The organism is Prodigiosinella aquatilis, from assembly GCA_030388725.1.
GTDB classification, from domain to species: domain Bacteria; phylum Pseudomonadota; class Gammaproteobacteria; order Enterobacterales; family Enterobacteriaceae; genus Prodigiosinella; species Prodigiosinella aquatilis.
On the sequence record CP128857.1, the window covers coordinates 4,588,261 to 4,608,822 of the forward strand.

Here is a 20,562-nt window from a genome sequence, read left to right on the forward strand (position 1 = left end):
ACTCAAACTCCAACACCTTGAAAGGAGAGCGATCGCCCGTGTCAAATTGCGACTAGTTATCCTTGTCGTCAAGATGATCGCGAATTAATGTCATGAATAGCATGCCAAAACGCTCTAGCTTACGATGCCCAACGCCATTAATGGTCAGCAGTTCATTGGCCGTTACTGGCATGATTTCTGCCATTTCCAGCAACGTGGCGTCACTGAACACCACATATGGCGGAATATTGGCATCATCTGCGATGGATTTTCGCAATTTCCGCAGCTTGGCAAACAGTTTGCGATCATAGTTGCCGCCGTAGGATTTTTGACTGGCACGCGGCTTCAGGTTAATCATGCGCGGCACCGCCAGTTGCAACGATACTTCGCCCCGCAAAACAGGCCGCGCCGGTTCAGTTAACTGCAATGCCGAATGCTGAGTAATATTTTGGTTGAGCAATCCCAAATGAATAAGCTGTCGCAGAATGCTAACCCATTGTTCTTGCGTCTTATCACGGCCAATGCCATACACCGGCAGTTTGTCATGCCCAAACTCGCGGATACGCTGATTATTAGCACCGCGCAGAACTTCTGCGATATACCCCATCCCGAAGCGTTGCCCGACACGATAGACACAGGATAACGCCTTCTGTGCATCCACCAACCCATCATAACGTTTGGGAGGATCGAGGCAAATATCACAGTTGCCACAAGGCTGCTGGCGACCTTCACCAAAGTAGTTAAGCAATACCAGACGGCGACACGTCTGCGCTTCGGCGAATGCGCCCATGGCGTTGAGCTTGTGCCGCTCAATATCCAGTTGCGCCCCCGCCGGTTTCTCTTCCAGACAACGGCGCAACCACGCCATATCAGCCGGATCATAAAACAACGCGGCTTCGGCTGGCAGACCATCCCGCCCAGCCCGTCCGGTTTCCTGATAATAGGATTCGATATTGCGTGGAATATCGAAGTGCACCACAAACCGCACGTTAGGTTTGTTGATGCCCATACCAAATGCCACCGTCGCCACTACCACCTGCAAGTCGTCACGCAGAAACGCGTCTTGTACCTGCGCCCGACAATTATTATCCAGACCAGCATGATACGCCGCGACACTCAGACCCCGATTCTGTAACCGGGCACTGATATCTTCCACTTTGGCACGGCTGTTACAGTAAATAATGCCGCTTTTGCCACGCTGACCTTGTACAAACAGCCATAGTTGGTCGAGCGGTTTAAATTTCTCCACCAGCGTATAGCGGATATTGGGCCGGTCAAAACTACTGACGTGGATAAGCGGATCCGGTAAATCCAGCAGCCGGATGATATCCCGCCGCGTGGTTTCGTCGGCGGTAGCGGTCAGAGCCACAATCGGTAATGAAGGGAAACGTTGCTTAATCTGGCCCAGTGCCCGGTATTCCGGCCGGAAATCATGTCCCCACTGAGAAATACAGTGTGCTTCATCAACCGCAATCAATGAGAGATTCCAGTAAGTGAGATGTTCGAGAAAACTGTCGGTAGTTAGGCGCTCAGGGGCGATGTACAGCAGTTTAATCTGACCATTACGACAACCCGTCATCACCTCCAGTTGCTGCTCCCTGGTCTGGGTGGAATTGAGGCAGGCGGCGGCTACACCGTAAGCCTGCAGTTGATCCACCTGATCTTTCATCAGGGAAATCAAAGGCGACACCACCAACGTCAAGCCATCCATCACCAAGGCGGGAATTTGATAGCACAGGGATTTACCACCGCCAGTGGGCATGATAACCAGACAATCCTGCCCGCCGATAACAGCGTTGATGATCCCTTGTTGACCCGGACGGAATTGCTGATAGCCGAAGGTCTCGCGCAGTACCTGTACTGCCAGCGCTTCTTTATTCAATACTTCTGCCGTAGACACGCCTTCCCCGACCTTAATAAAGACAAACAGGCGTTATTTTCAGCGCCGTTTGATAAAACTGCAATGATTGTCTGCATGTACTGACCACGCCGCTCACGGCTCTTCTCTCTCAGCGAGGGGAAATGGTGATAACTCAGAGCATGTCGTTGAGTATGATCCCGATACCGAAACGTGTCTGACGATAATTGTAGTCAATTAACGACTCGCCATACCCGCTAAATACCTTGGTATAGAAGCGGACATGTTTGGTAAGCGGATAACTCCAACTCACGTCACCACCCCCATAGCCACTGTTCCAGTTATAGCGACCTTCCGCACTGAAAATGCTATCACCCCAGACATAACCAATCCGCAAACGATAATGTCCCATATAGTGAATGATATTCGGGTTGTCATCATCGCTGTCAGTAAGACGGATCCAGGGTTTAACCTCCACCTGCCAGTTATTATGTTGAGCCATCAGTCGGGCATATACCCGATTCCAACTGCGTGAGGTGGGATCTGCGCGACCATTAGATTGATGATTTACCCCAAATTCCACGTCCCGTAGTGTCCAGCCGGCAAAAGTGTCATCCACTGCCCAGCCTAAAAACAGCTGCGGCTCATAATTGGTTTCCCGAAACGGCGTCGACTCACTTTTATTGGACATCTGCCACCAGGAACGCTGTGTATAGGAAGCACCCAACAGAGAATTATCCCCCGCAATGCCACGCCACAACGGAAAACCAAGACTAATCTGGAAGTTCACTTCGTCTTTGCGAGCATGATTAGCCCACTTATAGCTCTGAATAGACTGTTTATTGATATCGCTGGTGTATGTATAAAGCGCGTAATTACTTTCATAAGGATAAAGAACGAAAGGACTATCATGCTCCTGTAGCAGGCCAGCAATAATACTACCGCGGACCGCGGGATCATCATGAATCTTCTGTACTTTTGCTTCCTCTGCCTGGGCATTTGCTGCCAGCAGTAGCCCCATCACAATCCCCATTCGTTTACGCATGGGTGTATTTCCCCCGATTGATAATGATGATATCCCGTAGATTCAGAACGATATTGTACACAGATAAACCGTCGGTGAATCACTATCCTGCCAGTTATTAACTTTTTCCGGAAAGCGACAAAATGCATCACAAAACAAACAAATAATTAACTTTTTGTTATCATTATTCTCTGACCTCAACCTATTATTTATTCATGCCAACAAAACCACAGGAAAAACATCATGCCAGATGTGTTGTTAAGTCAGGATATTGTTCGCCAGCGTGTCAGTGATATCTTTATTTATCAAATGCCTTTCAATCAGGCACTGGGATTAGAGTTGCTTGAGTTTGCCCAGGATCACGCCACTCTCACTTTCGCCCGTCAGGACAAAATGATAGGCAACGTTTTGCAGCAAATTTTGCATGGCGGTGTGATTGCGGCCGGGCTGGATGTTGCGGCCGGGCTGGTATGCGTGGGGAATACCCTGCTGCGCCATGAAACCATCAATGAAGCGGAATTTCATCACCGCTTGTCGCGCATGGGCACGATTGACATGCGTGTGGATTATCTGCGTCCTGGTCGTGGTGAGCGCTTCATCATTACCAGTCACTTACTGCGTGGAGGCAATAAAATTGCGGTTGCACGCGCTGAACTTCACAATGAACAACAGTTACATATCGCTAGCGCCACTGCGACATATATTGTTGGCTAGTAGCGATCCCGCCGTTACATGCGATGGCAACGGATAAGATACCGCTGGGTATGTTGCGATGGAAAAAGACCGTTTTTTGCGTAAAATCACGGTTTACTCGCTTTTATACCGAGCCATCATTCATGGAAGTACAACAAACCCGTCAGGGGATCCTCTTCGCGCTTGGCGCCTATCTTATCTGGGGCATTGCTCCAGTCTACTTCAAATTACTTATACAGATTCCGGCAACGGAGATACTAGCGCACCGTATCATCTGGTCGTTTTTCTTTATGATCATCCTGCTGAGTATCAGCCTTAAATGGCGTCAGGTGCGGCATGCCTGCCAACAACCCAGGCAATTGTTATTACTGGCGGTCACTGCCATGTTGGTAGGGAGTAACTGGCTGGTTTATATCTGGTCGGTCAATCACAACCATATGCTGGAAGCCAGTCTGGGTTATTTTATCAATCCATTGGTGAATATCATGCTGGGAATGCTGTTTCTGCGGGAACGTTTCCGCCCCATGCAATGGTTGGCAGTCGCACTGGCGGTATGTGGAATATTGGTGCAACTCTGGCAATTCGGATCATTACCAGTAATTGCCCTGGCGCTGGCTTTCAGTTTTGGGTTTTATGGTCTGCTGCGTAAGAAAATCGGTATTGATGGACAAACGGGGATGTTGATTGAAACGCTGTGGCTATTGCCCGCCGCCTTCATTTACCTGTTCATGATCGCGGACTCACCGAGCAGCCACCTGATGCAGAATCCACTATCACTGAATTTGTTGTTAGCCCTCGCCGGGATCATCACCACCGTTCCCTTGTTGTTTTTCACCGCAGCGGCGATGCGCCTGCGTCTGTCTACACTAGGATTTTTCCAATATATCGGCCCGACCATGACACTGCTTCTTGCCGTCATGGTTTACGGTGAAACCATGACTCGCGACAAGTTGCTCACCTTCGCCTTTATCTGGACAGCGTTGGCCATTTTCATCCTTGACGCACTCTATACCCAGCGTAAGTTACGTCGCGTGCGGGATCGCGTGGCGTGAGATATAACGCGACATTATCGGACTGAAAATCAGGGTGGAAAACAGACGCAGCGTTTGCATGGCGATTACGAAAGCCATATCCACCCGGCTTCCTGCGGCAATAATCGCGATAGAGTCCAGCCCACCGGGACTGGTTGCCAGATAAGCTGTCAGCATATCCACCGGTAATAAACGAGTCAGCATAAACGCCATCCCTCCACACAGCAGCATTAACATCACTATCGAGATCATCATTTGCGGCAGAGTGCGTAATGCCAGCCGGAAGATTGGGCGGATAAAACAGAGGCCAACACTCCAGCCAATAAACGAATACGCTAATGCCAGCAGCCACTCGGGTGTCTGCAATGCCAATGTACCGGTCGAATGCAGTATTGAACCGACAATCATCGGGCCCAACAACTGACCAGAAGGGATTCGCAACCGGCGGGCAACCCAGGCGCAACTAAAGGCCATACACAGTGTGGCAGGGAAACGCCAGTCAAGGGCCGGGAACCAGAGCGTCATGGCATGGTTACCTGCCGAACTATCCCCCAGGCTAAAACGGGCGACAAATGCCGCCGACGCCGTCACCATCAGTACGCGCAAATACTGCATAAACGCCACCAGACGTACATCTGCCCCGAATTCACCGGCCATGGCAACCATGGCGGAAGCACCGCCCGGTGACGCTCCCCAGGTTCCCGTCGTACCGGGCAGTTCGCTGTAACGCATCAGACACCATCCGGACAAGCCGCTGATAACCAATGTCGCCAATAGAGTAAACAGTACCAGCGGCCACTCATTCAATAATGGACGCAGAATGGACAAAGAGAGACTTTGCGCCACCAGACACCCAAGTACGGCGTTACTGGCGTAAAAAAAAAGGCGGGGAATACGAATGGTGGAACCATTTAATCCCATCACGACGCCCACCAGCATCGGTCCCAGCAACAACGCTGCCGGCACATGATAAATTTGTAAACCGAATCCCAGAATCAGCGATACCGATAGCAGTATGCCCCATTGCAGTAGCACGGGGGTTTTCTCCATGCACATTACCCATGACAAAAATAAGACAGTGATTTCATTCTAAACGGATAGCCTGTTCCAGGACATGAAAATCCAGCTTAAACGCAGTACAAAACGGATAAAAAATGAAATCGCCAGGGTAGGCACGGGAATGAAGTATCTCGACAGAAACGCCATTCCCGTAGTCAAGCAGACGAGTCAGGTATGACGCACGCTGCTGAAGGTATACGCCACGGTCACAGCCAGTTGCGACGTTTAAAATAGAGGTAGGGGGCCAAACCCGCCAGTAACATCAATGCCAGCGCTCCCGGATAACCAAATGACCACTCCAGTTCCGGCATAAATTTAAAGTTCATCCCATAGCTGGATGCCACTAGCGTCGGTGGCAAGAAGACCACAGACACCACGGAAAAAATCTTAATAATGCGGTTCTGCTCAATATTGATGAAGCCCATCGCCGCCTGCATCAGGAAGTTCACCTTCTGGAACAGGGATTCGTTATGCGGCAAAAGTGATTCGATATCCCTCAAGATTTCACGCGCTTGTTCCAACTGACCACTCGGTAACCGGGCCTTGCGCACCAGAAAGTTCAGCGCCCGTTGGGTATCCATCAGACACAGGCGAACTTTCCAACCGATATCTTCCAATTCCGCCAGTGTAGAAAGCGCATCATCATACTCGTCGCCCTGGTGGCCATCCATGATGACCCGGCTTAGGGCCTCCAGATCGCTGTAGATGTTCTCAATTTCGTCCGCCAACTGTTCAATTTTGGTTTCAAACAGATCAAGCAGCAGTTCATAAGCATTCCCATCGACCAATATCTGACTGCGGGCTCGCATACGATAGAGACGAAACGCAGGCAACTCGCGCTCACGCAGCGTGAATAAACGACCATCACGAATAGTAAAAGCGACCGTAGAGTTTCCTGCATGATCGTCAGCATCTTCATAGAAGAAGAAGGAGTGGATATGCAAGCCATCTTCATCTTCAAAAAAACGGGCCGATGCCTCGATGTCTTCCAATTCTGGCCGGGTTGCCAGACTTTGCCCCAATTGGTTTTGTACTTGTTCTCGCTCGTCATCCTCAGGCTCAACCAAATCAACCCAGAGTGATAAGGTGAGATCGTCGGTGTCATCCAGTTCCAGACGAGATAAACGGCAATTTTCCAGTTTAAATGCGCTCAGCATAGGCCAGCTCCCTAAACGTAACAGAGATGGACAAAACGCGATTGAAACACAGAAACAGGGGTGAAAGGTCACCATCAGGTTTCAGACCGTTCGACGGTTCTGACTCGACGCGACACAGATGATATCGCTGACAACCACTAAGGCTATCAGCATACAGCGGAGGATAGCCTTAGTGGTTGTACCTAATCAGTAGGTTATTGAGCCAGCATCGACTGGGTGTGTCCAAGGCGTGGGTCCTCCGGAAATAATGATGGGCGCATGTTACGCCGAGATGAAAAAGGCTGTCAACACGCAGAAAGGTTATTAACGCAACAATATCTTGACCGGTGCTCCACCTCCGGTCATGAGCACCGTTGGCAACCATTTCGCGCTACTAAAAGACACGGACCAAATCATCTGGGCGGATCAGTAAATGCTGGGGAAAACCGTTGCTACACAATGTCCATTGCCGGTCATACTCATGGCCCGGAGGGAGGGAGATAAAACCCCAGGAAAATCTTACTTCCACCGTTACCCGGTCTCTCACTACCTGAACTGATTGACGCTATTCCATGTCGGGTACAGGCCTCTTATATCGCGTCCAAACGAGCATAAGCGGCGACCAGCCATTTGATGCCTTGCCCTGGAAACGCCACCTGAATCCGGCAATGCTCGCCGCTTCCTTCCAGATTGACGATAGTCCCTTCACCGAATTTGGCATGACGCACACGCTGCCCCAAGGTAAAGCCGCTGTCACTCTGACTGACCGGGGTTCCCAATCGCTGGTGGTTGACCGGGCGCGACACACTGGCTCGTAACCGCACCTCCTCCACACACTCCGCTGGCAGTTCACCGACAAAACGCGATGGGCGGTGATACACTTCTTTCCCGTATAAACGCCGGGTTTCCGCATAAGTGAGGGTCAACTTCTGCATGGCACGAGTCACACCGACATATGCCAGGCGTCGTTCTTCCTCAAGACGTCCACCTTCATCCAGCGACATCTGGCTGGGGAACATGCCCTCTTCCATGCCAACAATGAATACCTGCGGAAACTCCAGACCTTTGGCGGAATGCAACGTCATAAGCTGCACCGCATCCTGGTGCGCATCAGCTTGTCCATCACCCGCTTCCAGTGCCGCATGTGAAAGAAATGCCTGTAACGGCATCAAATCCTGATCTTCTTCCTGATAGCTGAATTGGCGCGTTGCTGTCACCAGCTCTTCCAGGTTTTCTACCCGCGCCTGACCCTTCTCACCTTTTTCCTGCTCATACATATTCCACAATCCGGAATCCTTGATGGCCCGGTCTGTCTGAACATGCAACGGTAATTCGGCTGTTTCATAGGCCAGCGCATCCACCAACTCCAGAAAACGCTGTAATGCAGAAGCCGCACGGCCTGCCAACGCTTTCTCTTGCAACAGAACACGACTGGCCTGCCACATCGTGATCTGACGGTCACGCGCCGCATGGCGCACCACATCCAGCGTGCGGTCGCCAATGCCACGTGTCGGCGTATTCACCACACGCTCAAAGGCGGAGTCATCATTACGGTTGGCAATCAAACGCAGATAAGACAACGCATCCTTGATTTCTTGTCGTTCAAAAAAGCGCATACCACCATAAATACGGTAAGGCAGATTCTGTTGAATCAACGCTTCTTCCAGTACGCGTGATTGGGCATTACTGCGGTAAAGAATGGCATTCTCGGTTAACGAACCACCGGCTTCCTGCCACACTTTGATGCGATTAACCACAAACCGGGCTTCATCTAGTTCGTTAAACGCGCAATAGAGGGAAATCAGTTCACCCTCGACACCGTCAGTCCACAGATTTTTCCCCAGACGATCACCGTTATGGGCAATTAACGCATTCGCCGCATTGAGGATATTACTGGTAGAACGGTAATTCTGCTCCAGACGAATAGTTTCAACATCGGGAAAGTCGCGCAGAAAATGCTGAATGTTTTCGACCTGAGCGCCTCGCCAGCCATAAATGGACTGATCATCATCACCGACAATCATCACATTGGCGCTATCGCCCGCCAGCAGACGGATCCAAGCGTACTGAATACTATTGGTATCCTGAAACTCATCCACCAGAATATTGTGAAAGCGCTCGCGATAATGCTGCAGAATATGTGGCTTGTTCAGCCATAGTTCGTGGGCCCGCAACAACAGCTCGGCGAAATCTACCAGACCGGCGCGATCGCACGCTTCCTGATAAGCCTGATAAATTCGCTGCCAGGTTTGCTCTACCGGATTGCCATAGCTTTCGATGTGCTGAGGACGCAGCCCCTCATCCTTTTTCCCGTTGATGTACCACATGGCCTGCCGTGGCGGCCACTGTTTCTCATCCAGGTTCAGCGCTTTGACCAGACGCTTGAGCAAACGCAGTTGATCTTCACTATCGAGGATCTGAAAGTCCTGCGGCAAATTGGCATCCAGATGATGAGCCCGTAACAAGCGATGCGCCAAACCATGAAAGGTGCCGATCCACATCCCACCTTGACTGGTGCCGATAAGCTGATCGATACGGTGGCGCATCTCGGCCGCCGCTTTGTTGGTAAAGGTGACGGCCATAATGGAGTACGGTGAGCGGTTTTCTACCGTCAGGAGCCAGGCGATACGGTGTACCAGGACTCGTGTTTTACCACTGCCCGCGCCAGCCAGCACCAGCACATTATGGCGCGGAGCAGCTACCGCATCGCGTTGTTTATCATTCAAACTATCAAGCAGGTCAGAGACGTCCATAGCACCGTTATCCGTTGGCGGAAAAACGTATAATCACAAAGGATACACATTTTACTGGTTATTCATACAGCACAATAAAAAGAATTATAGCAATGCTGTCAGCGATTCCAACCGGGAAATTTCAATATGTGGTAATAACCGGGTGTCATCGATATGCATCAGATTTCCTTCACGCAAGTTAACCCAGCAAGCTTGCATCCCACAGCGCACGGCGCCCGCTACGTCAGTCGTCAGATCATCACCGACATGCAGCAGTTGTTTTACAGGGAGGTTCAGTTTTTCCGCTGCCAGGTGGTACATGTCGCTGAAAGGTTTTGCACGACCGTTCGGGCCGGCTCGCAAAATAAACTGAAAGTAATCACCCAGCCCGCAGGCATACGGATCGGCGTTACCATTGGTAATGGCGACTAATGGACAGTGTTCGGCCAGTGCGCCAAGTGTGTCATGGGTTGACTGTGGAACGGTAATACGACTACGCCAATAAGCAAAGTTCTCCATCGCGACATTCGCACCTGCCGAGGCTTCCGCTTCACTGACGCCGTGACGGATGAGCGCCAACCGCACCGCACGCCAGCGCCATAGAGTGACATCGTGGTAAATTTCCGGCTCCTGGGCGCGAAGCTCTGCGCGTAAACGCTGAAAATCAACAGCCTGCATATGCCTCAACACAGGATAGTGTTCTTGCAGGAAGTGGATGGATTCCTGCTCGGTACGTCGTATCACATCATGGTTATCATACAGTGTGTCATCCAGATCAAAGGTGATGGCTGAAATTGCAGCCAGCGGGCGGTAGAAATGCATCAACCCTTTCCTCGTTTGGCGCGTGGGTGCGCGGCATCATACACTGATGCCAAATGCTGGAAATCCAGGTGGGTATAAATCTGGGTGGTAGAAAGGTTGGCATGCCCCAATAGCTCCTGCACCGCACGCAGGTCACCGCTGGACTCCAACATATGGGTGGCAAAAGAGTGGCGCAGTTTATGTGGATTAACGTGGCTGTTGACTCCCTGCTTCACCCCCCACTCCGCAAAACGTTTCTGTACATTACGCATGGAAATGCGTTTCCCGAGGCTGGAAACAAACACCGCATCATCCTGCGGATCATAAATCTCACGCAGTTCCAGCCAGCGACGCAGCCAGGTGACGGCCGTCGCGCCAATGGGCAATCTACGCTCTTTACTGCCCTTACCCATCACCCACACTTCGCCGCCGTCCAGATCTACGTGCTGGCAATCCATGCCGACCAATTCGGCCAGACGCAACCCGGCGCCATACATCACTTCCAGCATTGTCCGATCACGCACAGCCAGTGGATCATTCAGGTTAATGTCCAGCAGACGGTTCACTTCGTCTACATCCATATTTTTGGGAAGGTGGCGCCCGGCCCTTGGGGTGGAAACCCCTTTGGCCGGGTTTGCGCCCAGCTCCCCCCGGCTCACCAGCCAGTCAAGAAAACTGCGCAGCGCGGAAAGGCGTAATGCCAGACTGGAAGACTGTAATCCGTCACGTTTACTGCGCGTCACCACCGAGCGTACGCCTGCGGCATCGAGGTTCTGCCATGCCGTTATCCCAACAGCAGACAATATCTCCGTTATCACCTGTAACTGATGCGCATAACTACTCTGCGTCAACGGACTCAATTGCCGTTCAACCTTGAGGTAACGCAAGAAAGCATTCGTTTGTATCAGTAACGGCGATACGGCTTGATTCATAAACGTTCAACCCAGCGTTGCAGCAGCACGGGGAGCGTTGATGACAGATGCTGTAACAGCACGGTTCCCATCCCTTTCTGATAATGATGACTGTCACGACTACTGAAAAGCAGCAGGCCCAAATCACCATTTGGGCCCATTAGTGACAAGGCAACCGAACCAACCTGCTTGGCTTCAGGCAACAGAAGCAGCAGTTCAGGTCCGTTCAACGGACCTAAATAATGATTCCCGTTGCCCAGGCGTTGAATACGCAGTGACTCGAACAATGTGCGATTAAGCGCCAGATGAGTAAAATCAGAAGGAGCACCAACGTGCCATTTATCACTGAACAACCGTACCGATGCTCCCAGCAAACCCAGCGTTCGCGCCCAGAGACGTAAACGCTCCAGAAAGTCCTGTAGACTGTCCGCCGCGGACAGTTCCATATTCACTTGAAGCAACTGGTTAAACAACGCTTCATTCGAAGTGGCCTGTTCCATCAGAAGGGTGATTTCTTCTTCCAGTTTATCTATATGGTTACGCTGGCGTGCCAACTGCCACTCAACCAGCGACACGCTGCCCCGCACCGGATGAGGAATTCTCATCTGTTCGATCTGACGTGAATTACGGATAAAAAAGTCAGGATTTTGGTGCAAAAACTGCAAAACCATCTCGTCAGTGAGTGAAATCCGGTGTTCCACCTGCTCCTCAACGCTTTTCATAAATGAATGGATCCATCGTAAACGTGCGTAGCTGGCCCAGTCATAAATAACGGCTTACCTGGACCTGCCCAGTTAATATCAAGCTCACCGCCAGTCAATTTAACCTTAACATTGTCGGCCAGCAGCCCTTGCTGAATACCCACCGCAACAGCCCCACAGGCTCCACTACCGCAAGCTTGAGTTTCTCCCACGCCGCGTTCATAGACACGCAATCGGATAGTGTGGTCATCCACAACCTGCATAAACCCAATGTTGGCACGTTCCGGAAAACGCTCATGGCTCTCCAGCAGCGGTCCCAACACATCGACCTTCGCAGTATCCACATCATCCACCTGTATCACACAATGGGGATTCCCCATCGAAACTACACCACACAGTACGGTATGTTCTTCTGCTCGCATAATATACGTTTTTTCCGCTTTAACTGCGCGGAAAGGGACCTGCTGCGGCTCAAAATTGGGTTCACCCATATTGACTCGCACCAGTTCATCATCCGTAACGCTCAGAATCATACGCCCAGTCTGGGTACTGACACTGATATCTCGTTTGTTAGTTAATCCCTTAAGCCGCACAAATCGGGCAAAACAACGGGCACCATTACCACACTGAGTCACTTCACTACCATCTGCATTGAAAATACGGTAATGAAAATCCAGTTCAGGATCGTAAGGTGGCTCAACCACCAGCAGTTGATCAAAGCCAACACCATAATGCCGATCCGACAAACGTCGAATCAACTCAGGTGAAAAATAGACATTCTGCGTAACGGCATCAACAACCATAAAGTCATTGCCCAAACCGTGCATTTTGGCGAACTGCATTATCCTGACTCCGCTGACTTAACCGGACGCGGTAAACACACTATCGTGACCTGTTATAAAATGATGGTAGACCAATCGCAATATCACCATTATTGCTGGACAGGTGATTGTTGCGGTGTTTTTGTTATATGTTGCTGCTGCGTGGTCTTCGCAGGCGCAGGCGCTTTCGATTTCTCCGGCGGAAAATAAAGCGGCCCCTTCAGGCCACAACCAGCCAGTGCCAGTACAGTTAATGCCAGGCACACATGGCGAAATAGATTTATCATAACGTTAAAACCTGTCACTCATCGATGTATGCTCTCTATAATCGCAGGTGGATCATGAAAATCAATAGGAATCGAATATGAACGATAGCGAGTTTCATCAATTAGCCGACACACTGATGCGTCAATTGGAGGAAACACTGGACCAATTTGATGGCGATGCCGATATCGATTATGAAACTAACGGCGGGGTGATGACACTGAGTTTTGAAAACGGCAGCAAAATTGTGATCAACCGGCAGGAACCACTGCATCAAATCTGGCTGGCCACCAAAGGCGGCGGCTACCATTTTGATTATCTCGATCAAAAATGGATTTGTAATCGCAATGGCGATGAATTTTTGTCACTGCTGAGCAGCGCCTGCTCGACTCAGGCTGGTGAAACCATTCGTTTCAACTGATCGTGCGCTGATGCATATATGTCCGAGCACGGGTAAAGGTCAGCGTTTTCCGCTACGCACTATCCATCGTGATACCTTTTTCGGGCTGAATAACAGACAAAAAGCTCAGAGCATTTGTAATCGCTGATTCATGATCAACGCGTTATCTTCCGACGAAGGTGTCACACATAGATGTGTCAATGCACTGCTACGAAACGGAATGACTTGTGTACGGTTATCCAATTGAACAATTTGATAGAACTGAGGCAGGTTAAAATTGATAAAACTGGAACCATAGGTGAAACGATCGTGCGACGACGAGTAGAAACGGCTGACATCGCGCACCAGTTCTTCCTTACTGCCTTCACAGTGGTGGTAGACTTCCACCCGATTGGATTCATCGAGAATATAGATATTAAACCCTTGATTATCTAACTGATCTTCGAAAAAAAACTGGATAATACCTTCACTGGCGACGCCATCAACCACTGGTGGCAGATGGACATGGTTGGTTTCCACCTGGATTGGCAATCCCTGCAATTTATTATTGGAAATGGCGCCGTAGAATTCCACGGCGTTCTCCAGTTTCTGCACCGAGACACTTAAACGTTCGAAGAACAGCCCCCAGGTTTGTCCGGCAACCTTCAGCGCCTTGAAGCGACCCGGTTCATGACGGGTGCTGGACAAACGCAACTCAATACACTCGGAAACCAATTGTTGTACCCGGGTCCGAATCAGTCCACGCAGATGTTGACTGTAACAGAACACTTCCAGCGATTCCGGCAGCGCCGCATCCTGATGCATCTTGCCGAGAATGGTTTTCAGTGAATCCAATACTGATTGCTCACCGCTGAAATGCAAGGTACGCACTTCGTTCCAGGAGTTGCGATACAACAAGTCGATACTCCCCACCAGACACTGCTGCTGCTGGCCAAAGCTGAAAACATCCAACTGGCGGAAATCAAAATGAACCACCTGATTACGGAACGCCGCCGTCGGATCATGTTCCAGATTAACGATAATCGCCAAATGCCGGATTTCACATGGACTATATAGTGCTTTAGGTGTCGGTGCGGGTACACGCAGTGGGAAATGGTTGGAGACATCGGCAACCAGCTCTTGCAATCTGTCAATCCCGCACAGTTCACTACCCTTGATATGCAGGCGCGTTGCTGGCGTCAGCAGACCATTAAAGTAAGCCCAGGCCACCAGTTTATTCAGGTAACGGTTATATTCCAGCGGCTGATGGCTGACGATGGCATCCATGGAAGGAGCCTGATTGTACAGATACCAACCAGAACGATTGGCACGTCCTGGCGGCACAAAAATGAAGGTCAGATTAACTTCTGACAGATCCGGCGAGATCTGTGGATTAACCAATGTCACTTTACCCGGTAACGCCTCAAAAGCGGCATACAGTTTACGGGTTAATACGCCAATATCCTGCGGACTGGCACTCACGCTCAGGTTATTGCGACGAGCAAAGCGGATCAGGTTACGATAACTCTGCATCATCGCATCAAGCAGCTCATTATGAGCTTCACGTACCCGTTCGATTTTCCAGTTGGCGCGGTTGTCCAGCATCAGAATGCGTTCTTCTCCCCATCCCCACTCCTGCACCAATTGCAACAGGATTTGGCGACGCCATGCCGTGCAGGCGCGTTCAATGGAGAGTTTTTCACACACTTTGAGATAGAAACAGCGGCGAACCAGATCCAGGCGAGCCGAGTCATCAATAGCGATCAGATACTGGGTGACGCGCTCCAGCATCATGCAATAAGGGTCAAGCCCAAAAGAGACAATTTCACCGTTGTGCAGACGAGTTTTAATCTCGGAGGATAACAACCGGGTATTAGGGTATTCCCAGGAATACGCTTCCAGTAACAGGGTTTTCAGCACCGCCTTGTAAGGCGAATCGATGCTTTTATACAGTTGCCACAGGCTGGCGCCGAAATACTCTTCGGCAGATAACGTACTCAGTCCCCCCAAATCCAGCCATTCGTTGGGTGTCAGTGCGCCTTGCGCATAAAGGGAGAGCACGAATTCATCATAATTGGCTTCCTCGTCCACCGGCACCATATTCCACAGGATACGTTTGCCAGCCATGCGTACAGCAGTACGGTAAAACTCATCCAACAACAAAATATGCTGGGTCGAACCGCAATCTTCACCACCGAGATTACCGCTTTCATTGTGACGGAAGCGGTTTTCATCCATCACAAAAAAACTGACATCCACACCCTGGGCAGCAGCCCATTTTTCAAGCAGTGAACATTTTTGCTGTAAGTGTTGACGCTCTTCATTGTCGAGCCAGGACTGATGGCATACCCAAATGTCCAGATCCGAACGACAGCTTTGGCCAATGGAAGAGGTACTACCCATGGAATAAACGCCGGTAATAGGCAACTCGCCCCGAGTATCAGGGCAAGACAACTCGCCCCATTTCAGTTCTACACTGTCGAGATAGTGTTGTTGTTTTTCATCAGGCGTGAACATGCAGATACCATGCGGAACCTTACCTTCAAGATAACCCGGCATCAGAGGATGATGATGATGTAATAAAACTGGCAGAAGACTGTAAACCTGCTGAAAAACGGGTTTCATCGCTCCAAGAGCACGATCAACACGTAGTTGGTTAATCGCATCCAGTCTCTGCTTCAGTGTCTCGATATAGAAGTACAAGACGTTTCGCCTGCTTATCCCAGTGCTTACAAAAAATACCGTTATTCCGCTTCTGCCACTGAAGGTGTATTGGAAGAATGTCTGACAGATTATTGCTGGAAACGTGATCAATCTAACACCTTGCTGAAAGGGCGTAAAGAAAGTAAAGAAAGTTAGACGCGCTTATTGCTGCTTCGCCTGTGACTACATTCTTGCCTTTTCTTGTTACCTTATCACCAGCCGGGCATCCTCCCATTTCCGTCTTTTTGTCCTTAATTGCAGATGCCAGGCAACTGACACCAGCGCGCCATCAATGGTACGATGGCTAAAAATGCTAAAAACGGTATCAAGCATGTTAGACAATATTCTCAGAATCGCCACCCGACAGAGCCCACTCGCCCTATGGCAAGCTCAGTATGTCCAACATCGGCTACAGGCATGCCATCCCGGTTTACGCGTAGATCTGGTGCCAATGATCACCCGCGGTGATGTTCTGCTGGATACACCGCTGGCAAAAGTTGGTGGTAAAGGTTTATTCGTCAAAGAGTTAGAATTGGCCCTGATGGAAAAACGCGCAGATATCGCCGTACACTCCATGAAAGATGTTCCTATTGAATTTCCTCAAGGCCTGGGTCTGGTCACGATCTGTGAACGCGAAGATCCCCGTGACGCCTTTGTTTCCAATCACTATTCTGGTCTGACGGATTTACCCGCTGGAAGCTGTGTCGGAACATCTAGCCTGCGCCGTCAATGTCAGTTGCGGGCGCAGCGCCCCGATCTGACCATCCGTGATTTACGTGGCAACGTCGGCACACGGCTGGCGAAGCTTGATAGTGGCGAATATGACGCCATTATTCTGGCTGTCGCCGGTCTGAAACGTCTGGGGCTGGAAAGTCGCATTCGTTGTGCATTAAGCCCGGAAGAGTCGTTACCCGCGGTTGGGCAAGGTGCCGTTGGTATTGAGTGTCGGTTGGATGATGAGCATACCCGCATGCTGCTGGCACCACTCAATCACACAGAAACAGCAATAAGGGTACAGGCTGAGCGCGCCATGAATACGCGACTGGAAGGAGGCTGTCAGGTTCCTATTGGCAGTTACGCCGAACTGGAAGGTGAGACGCTGTGGCTACGGGCGCTGGTCGGCGCACCGGATGGCAGTTGCATTATCCGGAGTGAACGCCGAGGCAACTTGCAGTATGCAGAACAGATTGGCATCAATCTGGCGGAAGAGTTGTTAGCCCGAGGTGCCAAAACCATTTTACAAGCCGTTTATGGGGACACGCCATCATGACGATTCTGGTTACCCGTCCCTCTCCTGCAGGTGAGCAACTGGTAGCCCGCCTCTGTCTGGCCGGTCTGCCAGCTTATCACAGTCCATTGATTGATTTTTCGCCTGGCCGGGAATTATCCCAGTTGCCGAGCATGCTTGCTGCATTACATCCTGGTGATCTGGTTATTGTCCTTTCCCAGCAGGTAGCGGATCATGCTAATCCGGTGTTGGTCCGTACCGGAACCGGATGGCCTAAAGCGTTAACCTACTATGCCGTGGGGCGCACTACCGGATTATCCCTGCATACCGTTAGCGGCTTGCCCGTGCAATATCCATCGGAACGGGAAACCAGTGAAACCCTGTTGCAACTGCCTTCATTACAGCACGTGGCCGGCAAACGGGCGTTACTGTTGCGCGGTAACGGTGGTAGGGAACTGCTTGGCAACACACTGCAAGAACGCGGCGCCGACGTCAGTTACTGTGAATGCTACCAGCGTAATCCGGTCTTTTATAATGGTATGGAGCAGAGCCAGCACTGGCAGTCGTTAAACATTAATACGTTGGTAATAACCAGCGGAGAAATGCTGCAACAGCTATATACTTTAGTACCTGATTATTATCGGACATCCTGGCTGCTGTGTTGCCGAGTGATTGTCGTGAGCGAGCGTCTGGCCGATCTGGCCCGAGAGCTTGGCTGGAGTGATATCCGGATCGCCGATAATGCGGATAACGATGCGCTGATGCGCGCACTACAATAACCTTGATCATAGGTATCATTATGACGGAACACATTACCCCCCCGCCCCCTCCGGAAGAGGTTGTCGGACGGGTTGAACCCGTACATCCGCAGAAAGAACAGAAAAAACCGCTGACCCCTGTCCCCAAACACCACGGTGTGCTTCTGGGTATAACAGCAATCGTTATCGCATTAGGGTTAAGCGGCGGTCTTTACTACTACATACATCAACAGGCACAACGTCAGTCCGCCAATATTGATCTCCTGCAAGCCCGGATCGCCGCTATGCAAAAACAATATCAGCAGGAACAGCAGCAATGGCAGCAGACGCAGGCGCAACAAGGCAAAGCGCAGAGCGCGGCAGAACAGCAGATTGCGACATTAACTCGCCAGTCGGATGAAATGCGGGAAAAACTGGCGACAATCTCCAATGGCGACTCTCAAACCTGGTTATTGGCGCAGGCTGATTTTCTGGTGAAAATGGCAGGCCGCAAGCTCTGGAGTGATAAAGACGTGACGACCGCCGTCGCATTGCTGAAAAGTGCCGATATTAGTCTGGCCGACATGCACGATCCAAGCCTGATTGATGTGCGCCGCGCGTTAACGCATGACATTAGTACGCTGGCTGCTGTCAACCAGATTGATTTTGACGGCATCATTCTTAAAGTTAACCAATTGGCCGATCAGGTAGACAATCTGCGTCTGGCGGATAACGATACCGATGAAGCGCCCATGGACGACAACGACACTGCGGTATCGGCTTCCTTGAGCGAATGGCGGCAAAACCTGATCAAAAGCTGGCATAACTTCCTCTCGGATTTCATTACTATCCGTCGTCGTGACAGTACCGCCGAGCCATTGCTGGCACCGAATCAAGATGTTTACCTGCGTGAAAATATTCGCTCGCGCCTGTTAATAGCTGCCCAGGCCATTCCCCGTCACCAGAACGAAATCTACAAACAGTCGCTGGAAACCGCTGCTGTTTGGGTCCGGGCCTATTTTGATGACAACGATCCCAGCACTAAAGCGTTCCTGGAACAGTTGGATGCACTGAGCAAGCAATCCATTTCGATGGATGTCCCCACCGAGCTGGAAAGCCAGGCGCTGCTGGAAAAAGTCATGCAGACCCGAGTCCGTAACCTGCTGGCGCAGCCGTCAGCCACGCCGCAGGAGGGCTGATTATGCTAAAGGTCTTGTTGCTGTTTATCGTGCTCATCGCTGGTATCGTCGTTGGCCCGATGATGGCGGGGCATCAGGGTTATGTATTGATTCAGACCGACAACTACAACGTTGAAACCAGCGTTACCGGTCTGGTGATTATGCTGGTTCTGTTTTTGCTGGCTTTCCTGATCATCGAATGGTTGCTGCGCCGGATTTTTCGTACCGGTTCACGTACTCATGGCTGGTTTATCGGACGCAAAAGCAGTCGAGCCCGTAAGCAAACCAAGGCGGCGTTACTTAAACTGGCCGAAGGCGATTATCTACAGGTAGAAAAACTACTAATGCGTAATGCCGATCATGCCGATCAACCGGTGGTAAATTATCTGTTGGCGGCAGAAGCGGCTCAGCAACGTGGTGATGACTTCCGTACCAAACAATATCTGGAGCGTGCAGCAGAAATTGCGGATACCAATCAGCTTCCGGTGGATATCACCCGCGTGCGTATCCAGTTGGCTCGCAACGAAGATCATGCTGCCCGTCACGGTATTGATCATCTGCTGGAAGTCGCCCCACGGCACCCGGAAGTGCTGCGGCTAGCGGAACAGGCGTTCCTGCGTACCGGCGCTTACAGCGCGTTGCTGGATATTCTGCCCGCCATGCGCAAAATTCAGTTGCACGATGAACAACAACTACAGGATCTCCAGCAACGTTCAACCATTGGGCTGATGAATCAGGCCATGTCCGAAGGGGGTAGCGAGGGACTCAGGCAATGGTGGAAAAACCAGAGCCGGAAAACGCGTCAGGAGCTGACGTTACAAATAGCAATGGCGGAACATTTAATCCAATGTGACGACCCCGATACCGCCCAACAGATTATTGTGGATGGTCTGAAACGCCAGTATGACGAGCGTCTGATACTACTCATGCCACGCATCAAAACCGGAAACCCTGATCAACTGGAAAAAATACTGCGTCAATTGCTTAAACAACACGGTGCCACACCGTTACTACACAGTACGCTGGGGCAGTTGTTGATGAAGCACGGTGAATGGCAACAGGCTGTAGATGCCTTCCGCGCCGCATTGGAAATACGGCCGGATGCCTATGATTACGCCTGGTGCGCGGATGCGCTGGATCGCCTGCATCTGCCGGATGAAGCGACCCGGATGCGACGAGAAGGGTTGCTGTTGACACTGCAATCAAACCCGCAGTAATCCCGCTATGCTTTTATACGTTCAGGGGAAATGCCCTGAACGTATAAAGATGTCAGGACACGCAACAAGCCGTTGAGTATCCTCGTCCTCAGATAGCCTCTGCCATAATC

At 50.8% G+C, this 20,562-nt stretch carries 18 protein-coding genes; 7 read left to right on the forward strand and 11 right to left on the reverse strand.

The genetic code is table 11. From position 1 onward, the window contains the following. Positions 1 to 52: 52 nt before the first annotated feature. Both recQ and pldA read right to left on the reverse strand, forming a co-directional pair. Positions 53 to 1,879 (reverse strand): ATP-dependent DNA helicase RecQ, encoded by a 1,827-nt coding sequence (gene recQ / locus PCO85_21385; GenBank protein WJV53659.1) that lies wholly within the window; start codon positions 1,877 to 1,879, stop codon positions 53 to 55. Positions 1,880 to 2,012: 133 nt separating this feature from the next. Continuing rightward, positions 2,013 to 2,882: a phospholipase A gene (pldA, locus tag PCO85_21390; protein ID WJV53660.1), complete on the reverse strand. Its 870-nt coding sequence runs from the start codon at positions 2,880 to 2,882 to the stop codon at positions 2,013 to 2,015. 222 nt (positions 2,883 to 3,104) lie between these two features. Here pldA and PCO85_21395 point away from each other — a divergent pair, with 222 nt between their 5' ends. After that, a complete protein-coding gene (locus tag PCO85_21395) occupies positions 3,105 to 3,575 on the forward strand; it encodes a thioesterase family protein (protein WJV53661.1) in 471 nt (156 codons plus the stop codon). 122 nt (positions 3,576 to 3,697) lie between these two features. Then, positions 3,698 to 4,606, forward strand: coding sequence for an EamA family transporter RarD (rarD, locus tag PCO85_21400; GenBank protein WJV53662.1), 909 nt, complete (start codon positions 3,698 to 3,700; stop codon positions 4,604 to 4,606). Here rarD and PCO85_21405 read toward each other — a convergent pair. The 8 genes from PCO85_21405 to PCO85_21440 all read right to left on the reverse strand — a co-directional run bounded on the left by PCO85_21405 (position 4,577) and on the right by PCO85_21440 (position 13,033). Continuing rightward, positions 4,577 to 5,635 (reverse strand): AbrB family transcriptional regulator, encoded by a 1,059-nt coding sequence (locus PCO85_21405; GenBank protein WJV53663.1) that lies wholly within the window; start codon positions 5,633 to 5,635, stop codon positions 4,577 to 4,579. The genes rarD and PCO85_21405 overlap by 30 nt on opposite strands. A gap of 215 nt (positions 5,636 to 5,850) precedes the next feature. Continuing rightward, positions 5,851 to 6,801, reverse strand: a complete 951-nt coding sequence (gene corA / locus PCO85_21410) for a magnesium/cobalt transporter CorA (GenBank protein WJV53664.1) — start codon at positions 6,799 to 6,801, stop codon at positions 5,851 to 5,853. Between the two features lie 569 nt (positions 6,802 to 7,370). Further along, positions 7,371 to 9,533 (reverse strand): DNA helicase II, encoded by a 2,163-nt coding sequence (uvrD, locus tag PCO85_21415; GenBank protein WJV53665.1) that lies wholly within the window; start codon positions 9,531 to 9,533, stop codon positions 7,371 to 7,373. 84 nt (positions 9,534 to 9,617) lie between these two features. Then, positions 9,618 to 10,334: a 5-amino-6-(5-phospho-D-ribitylamino)uracil phosphatase YigB gene (yigB, locus tag PCO85_21420; GenBank protein ID WJV53666.1), complete on the reverse strand. Its 717-nt coding sequence runs from the start codon at positions 10,332 to 10,334 to the stop codon at positions 9,618 to 9,620. Continuing rightward, a complete protein-coding gene (gene xerC, locus PCO85_21425; GenBank protein WJV53667.1) occupies positions 10,334 to 11,245 on the reverse strand; it encodes a tyrosine recombinase XerC in 912 nt (303 codons plus the stop codon). Before xerC ends, yigB begins: the two co-directional genes overlap by 1 nt. Next, on the reverse strand, positions 11,242 to 11,946 hold the full coding sequence (locus tag PCO85_21430) for a DUF484 domain-containing protein (protein WJV53668.1): 705 nt from the start codon (positions 11,944 to 11,946) through the stop codon (positions 11,242 to 11,244). Before PCO85_21430 ends, xerC begins: the two co-directional genes overlap by 4 nt. Beyond that, the gene (dapF, locus tag PCO85_21435; GenBank protein ID WJV53669.1) at positions 11,943 to 12,767 is read right to left on the reverse strand and encodes a diaminopimelate epimerase; all 825 of its coding nucleotides are present in this window, start codon (positions 12,765 to 12,767) and stop codon (positions 11,943 to 11,945) included. Before dapF ends, PCO85_21430 begins: the two co-directional genes overlap by 4 nt. Positions 12,768 to 12,856: 89 nt before the next feature. Beyond that, positions 12,857 to 13,033, reverse strand: coding sequence for a lipoprotein (locus PCO85_21440; protein ID WJV53670.1), 177 nt, complete (start codon positions 13,031 to 13,033; stop codon positions 12,857 to 12,859). A gap of 77 nt (positions 13,034 to 13,110) precedes the next feature. Here PCO85_21440 and cyaY point away from each other — a divergent pair, with 77 nt between their 5' ends. Further along, positions 13,111 to 13,431 carry an iron donor protein CyaY gene (gene cyaY, locus PCO85_21445; GenBank protein WJV53671.1) on the forward strand — a complete coding sequence of 107 codons (321 nt, stop codon included), beginning with the start codon at positions 13,111 to 13,113 and terminating at the stop codon, positions 13,429 to 13,431. Positions 13,432 to 13,536: 105 nt separating this feature from the next. Here the strand turns inward: cyaY and PCO85_21450 are convergent, their stop codons facing one another. Further along, positions 13,537 to 16,092, reverse strand: a complete 2,556-nt coding sequence (locus tag PCO85_21450) for a class I adenylate cyclase (GenBank protein ID WJV53672.1) — start codon at positions 16,090 to 16,092, stop codon at positions 13,537 to 13,539. A 331-nt stretch (positions 16,093 to 16,423) separates the two neighbouring features. Here PCO85_21450 and hemC point away from each other — a divergent pair, with 331 nt between their 5' ends. The 4 genes from hemC to hemY are packed head-to-tail and all read left to right on the forward strand — an operon-like array spanning position 16,424 to position 20,452. After that, positions 16,424 to 17,362, forward strand: coding sequence for a hydroxymethylbilane synthase (hemC, locus tag PCO85_21455; GenBank protein ID WJV53673.1), 939 nt, complete (start codon positions 16,424 to 16,426; stop codon positions 17,360 to 17,362). Then, positions 17,359 to 18,099: a uroporphyrinogen-III synthase gene (gene hemD / locus PCO85_21460; GenBank protein WJV53674.1), complete on the forward strand. Its 741-nt coding sequence runs from the start codon at positions 17,359 to 17,361 to the stop codon at positions 18,097 to 18,099. The genes hemC and hemD overlap by 4 nt, the downstream gene beginning before the upstream one ends. Positions 18,100 to 18,119: 20 nt before the next feature. Beyond that, positions 18,120 to 19,256, forward strand: coding sequence for a uroporphyrinogen-III C-methyltransferase (gene hemX / locus PCO85_21465; protein ID WJV53675.1), 1,137 nt, complete (start codon positions 18,120 to 18,122; stop codon positions 19,254 to 19,256). Positions 19,257 to 19,258: 2 nt separating this feature from the next. Beyond that, the gene (gene hemY / locus PCO85_21470; GenBank protein ID WJV53676.1) at positions 19,259 to 20,452 is read left to right on the forward strand and encodes a protoheme IX biogenesis protein HemY; all 1,194 of its coding nucleotides are present in this window, start codon (positions 19,259 to 19,261) and stop codon (positions 20,450 to 20,452) included. Positions 20,453 to 20,562 lie beyond the last annotated feature (110 nt).

Bases quoted from the DNA above. Each gene is read 5' to 3' on its own strand.
- PCO85_21405 (WJV53663.1), bottom strand. From the start codon at position 5,635: ATGGAGAAAACCCCCGTGCTACTGCAATGGGGCATACTGCTATCGGTA.
- hemY (WJV53676.1), top strand. From the start codon at position 19,259: ATGCTAAAGGTCTTGTTGCTGTTTATCGTGCTCATCGCTGGTATCGTC.
- rarD (WJV53662.1), top strand. From the start codon at position 3,698: ATGGAAGTACAACAAACCCGTCAGGGGATCCTCTTCGCGCTTGGCGCC.
- hemC (WJV53673.1), top strand. From the start codon at position 16,424: ATGTTAGACAATATTCTCAGAATCGCCACCCGACAGAGCCCACTCGCC.
- PCO85_21440 (WJV53670.1), bottom strand. From the start codon at position 13,033: ATGATAAATCTATTTCGCCATGTGTGCCTGGCATTAACTGTACTGGCA.
- uvrD (WJV53665.1), bottom strand. From the start codon at position 9,533: ATGGACGTCTCTGACCTGCTTGATAGTTTGAATGATAAACAACGCGAT.
- yigB (WJV53666.1), bottom strand. From the start codon at position 10,334: ATGCATTTCTACCGCCCGCTGGCTGCAATTTCAGCCATCACCTTTGAT.
- PCO85_21430 (WJV53668.1), bottom strand. From the start codon at position 11,946: ATGAAAAGCGTTGAGGAGCAGGTGGAACACCGGATTTCACTCACTGAC.
- corA (WJV53664.1), bottom strand. From the start codon at position 6,801: ATGCTGAGCGCATTTAAACTGGAAAATTGCCGTTTATCTCGTCTGGAA.
- hemD (WJV53674.1), top strand. From the start codon at position 17,359: ATGACGATTCTGGTTACCCGTCCCTCTCCTGCAGGTGAGCAACTGGTA.
- hemX (WJV53675.1), top strand. From the start codon at position 18,120: ATGACGGAACACATTACCCCCCCGCCCCCTCCGGAAGAGGTTGTCGGA.
- pldA (WJV53660.1), bottom strand. From the start codon at position 2,882: ATGCGTAAACGAATGGGGATTGTGATGGGGCTACTGCTGGCAGCAAAT.
- xerC (WJV53667.1), bottom strand. From the start codon at position 11,245: ATGAATCAAGCCGTATCGCCGTTACTGATACAAACGAATGCTTTCTTG.
- dapF (WJV53669.1), bottom strand. From the start codon at position 12,767: ATGCAGTTCGCCAAAATGCACGGTTTGGGCAATGACTTTATGGTTGTT.
- PCO85_21395 (WJV53661.1), top strand. From the start codon at position 3,105: ATGCCAGATGTGTTGTTAAGTCAGGATATTGTTCGCCAGCGTGTCAGT.
- cyaY (WJV53671.1), top strand. From the start codon at position 13,111: ATGAACGATAGCGAGTTTCATCAATTAGCCGACACACTGATGCGTCAA.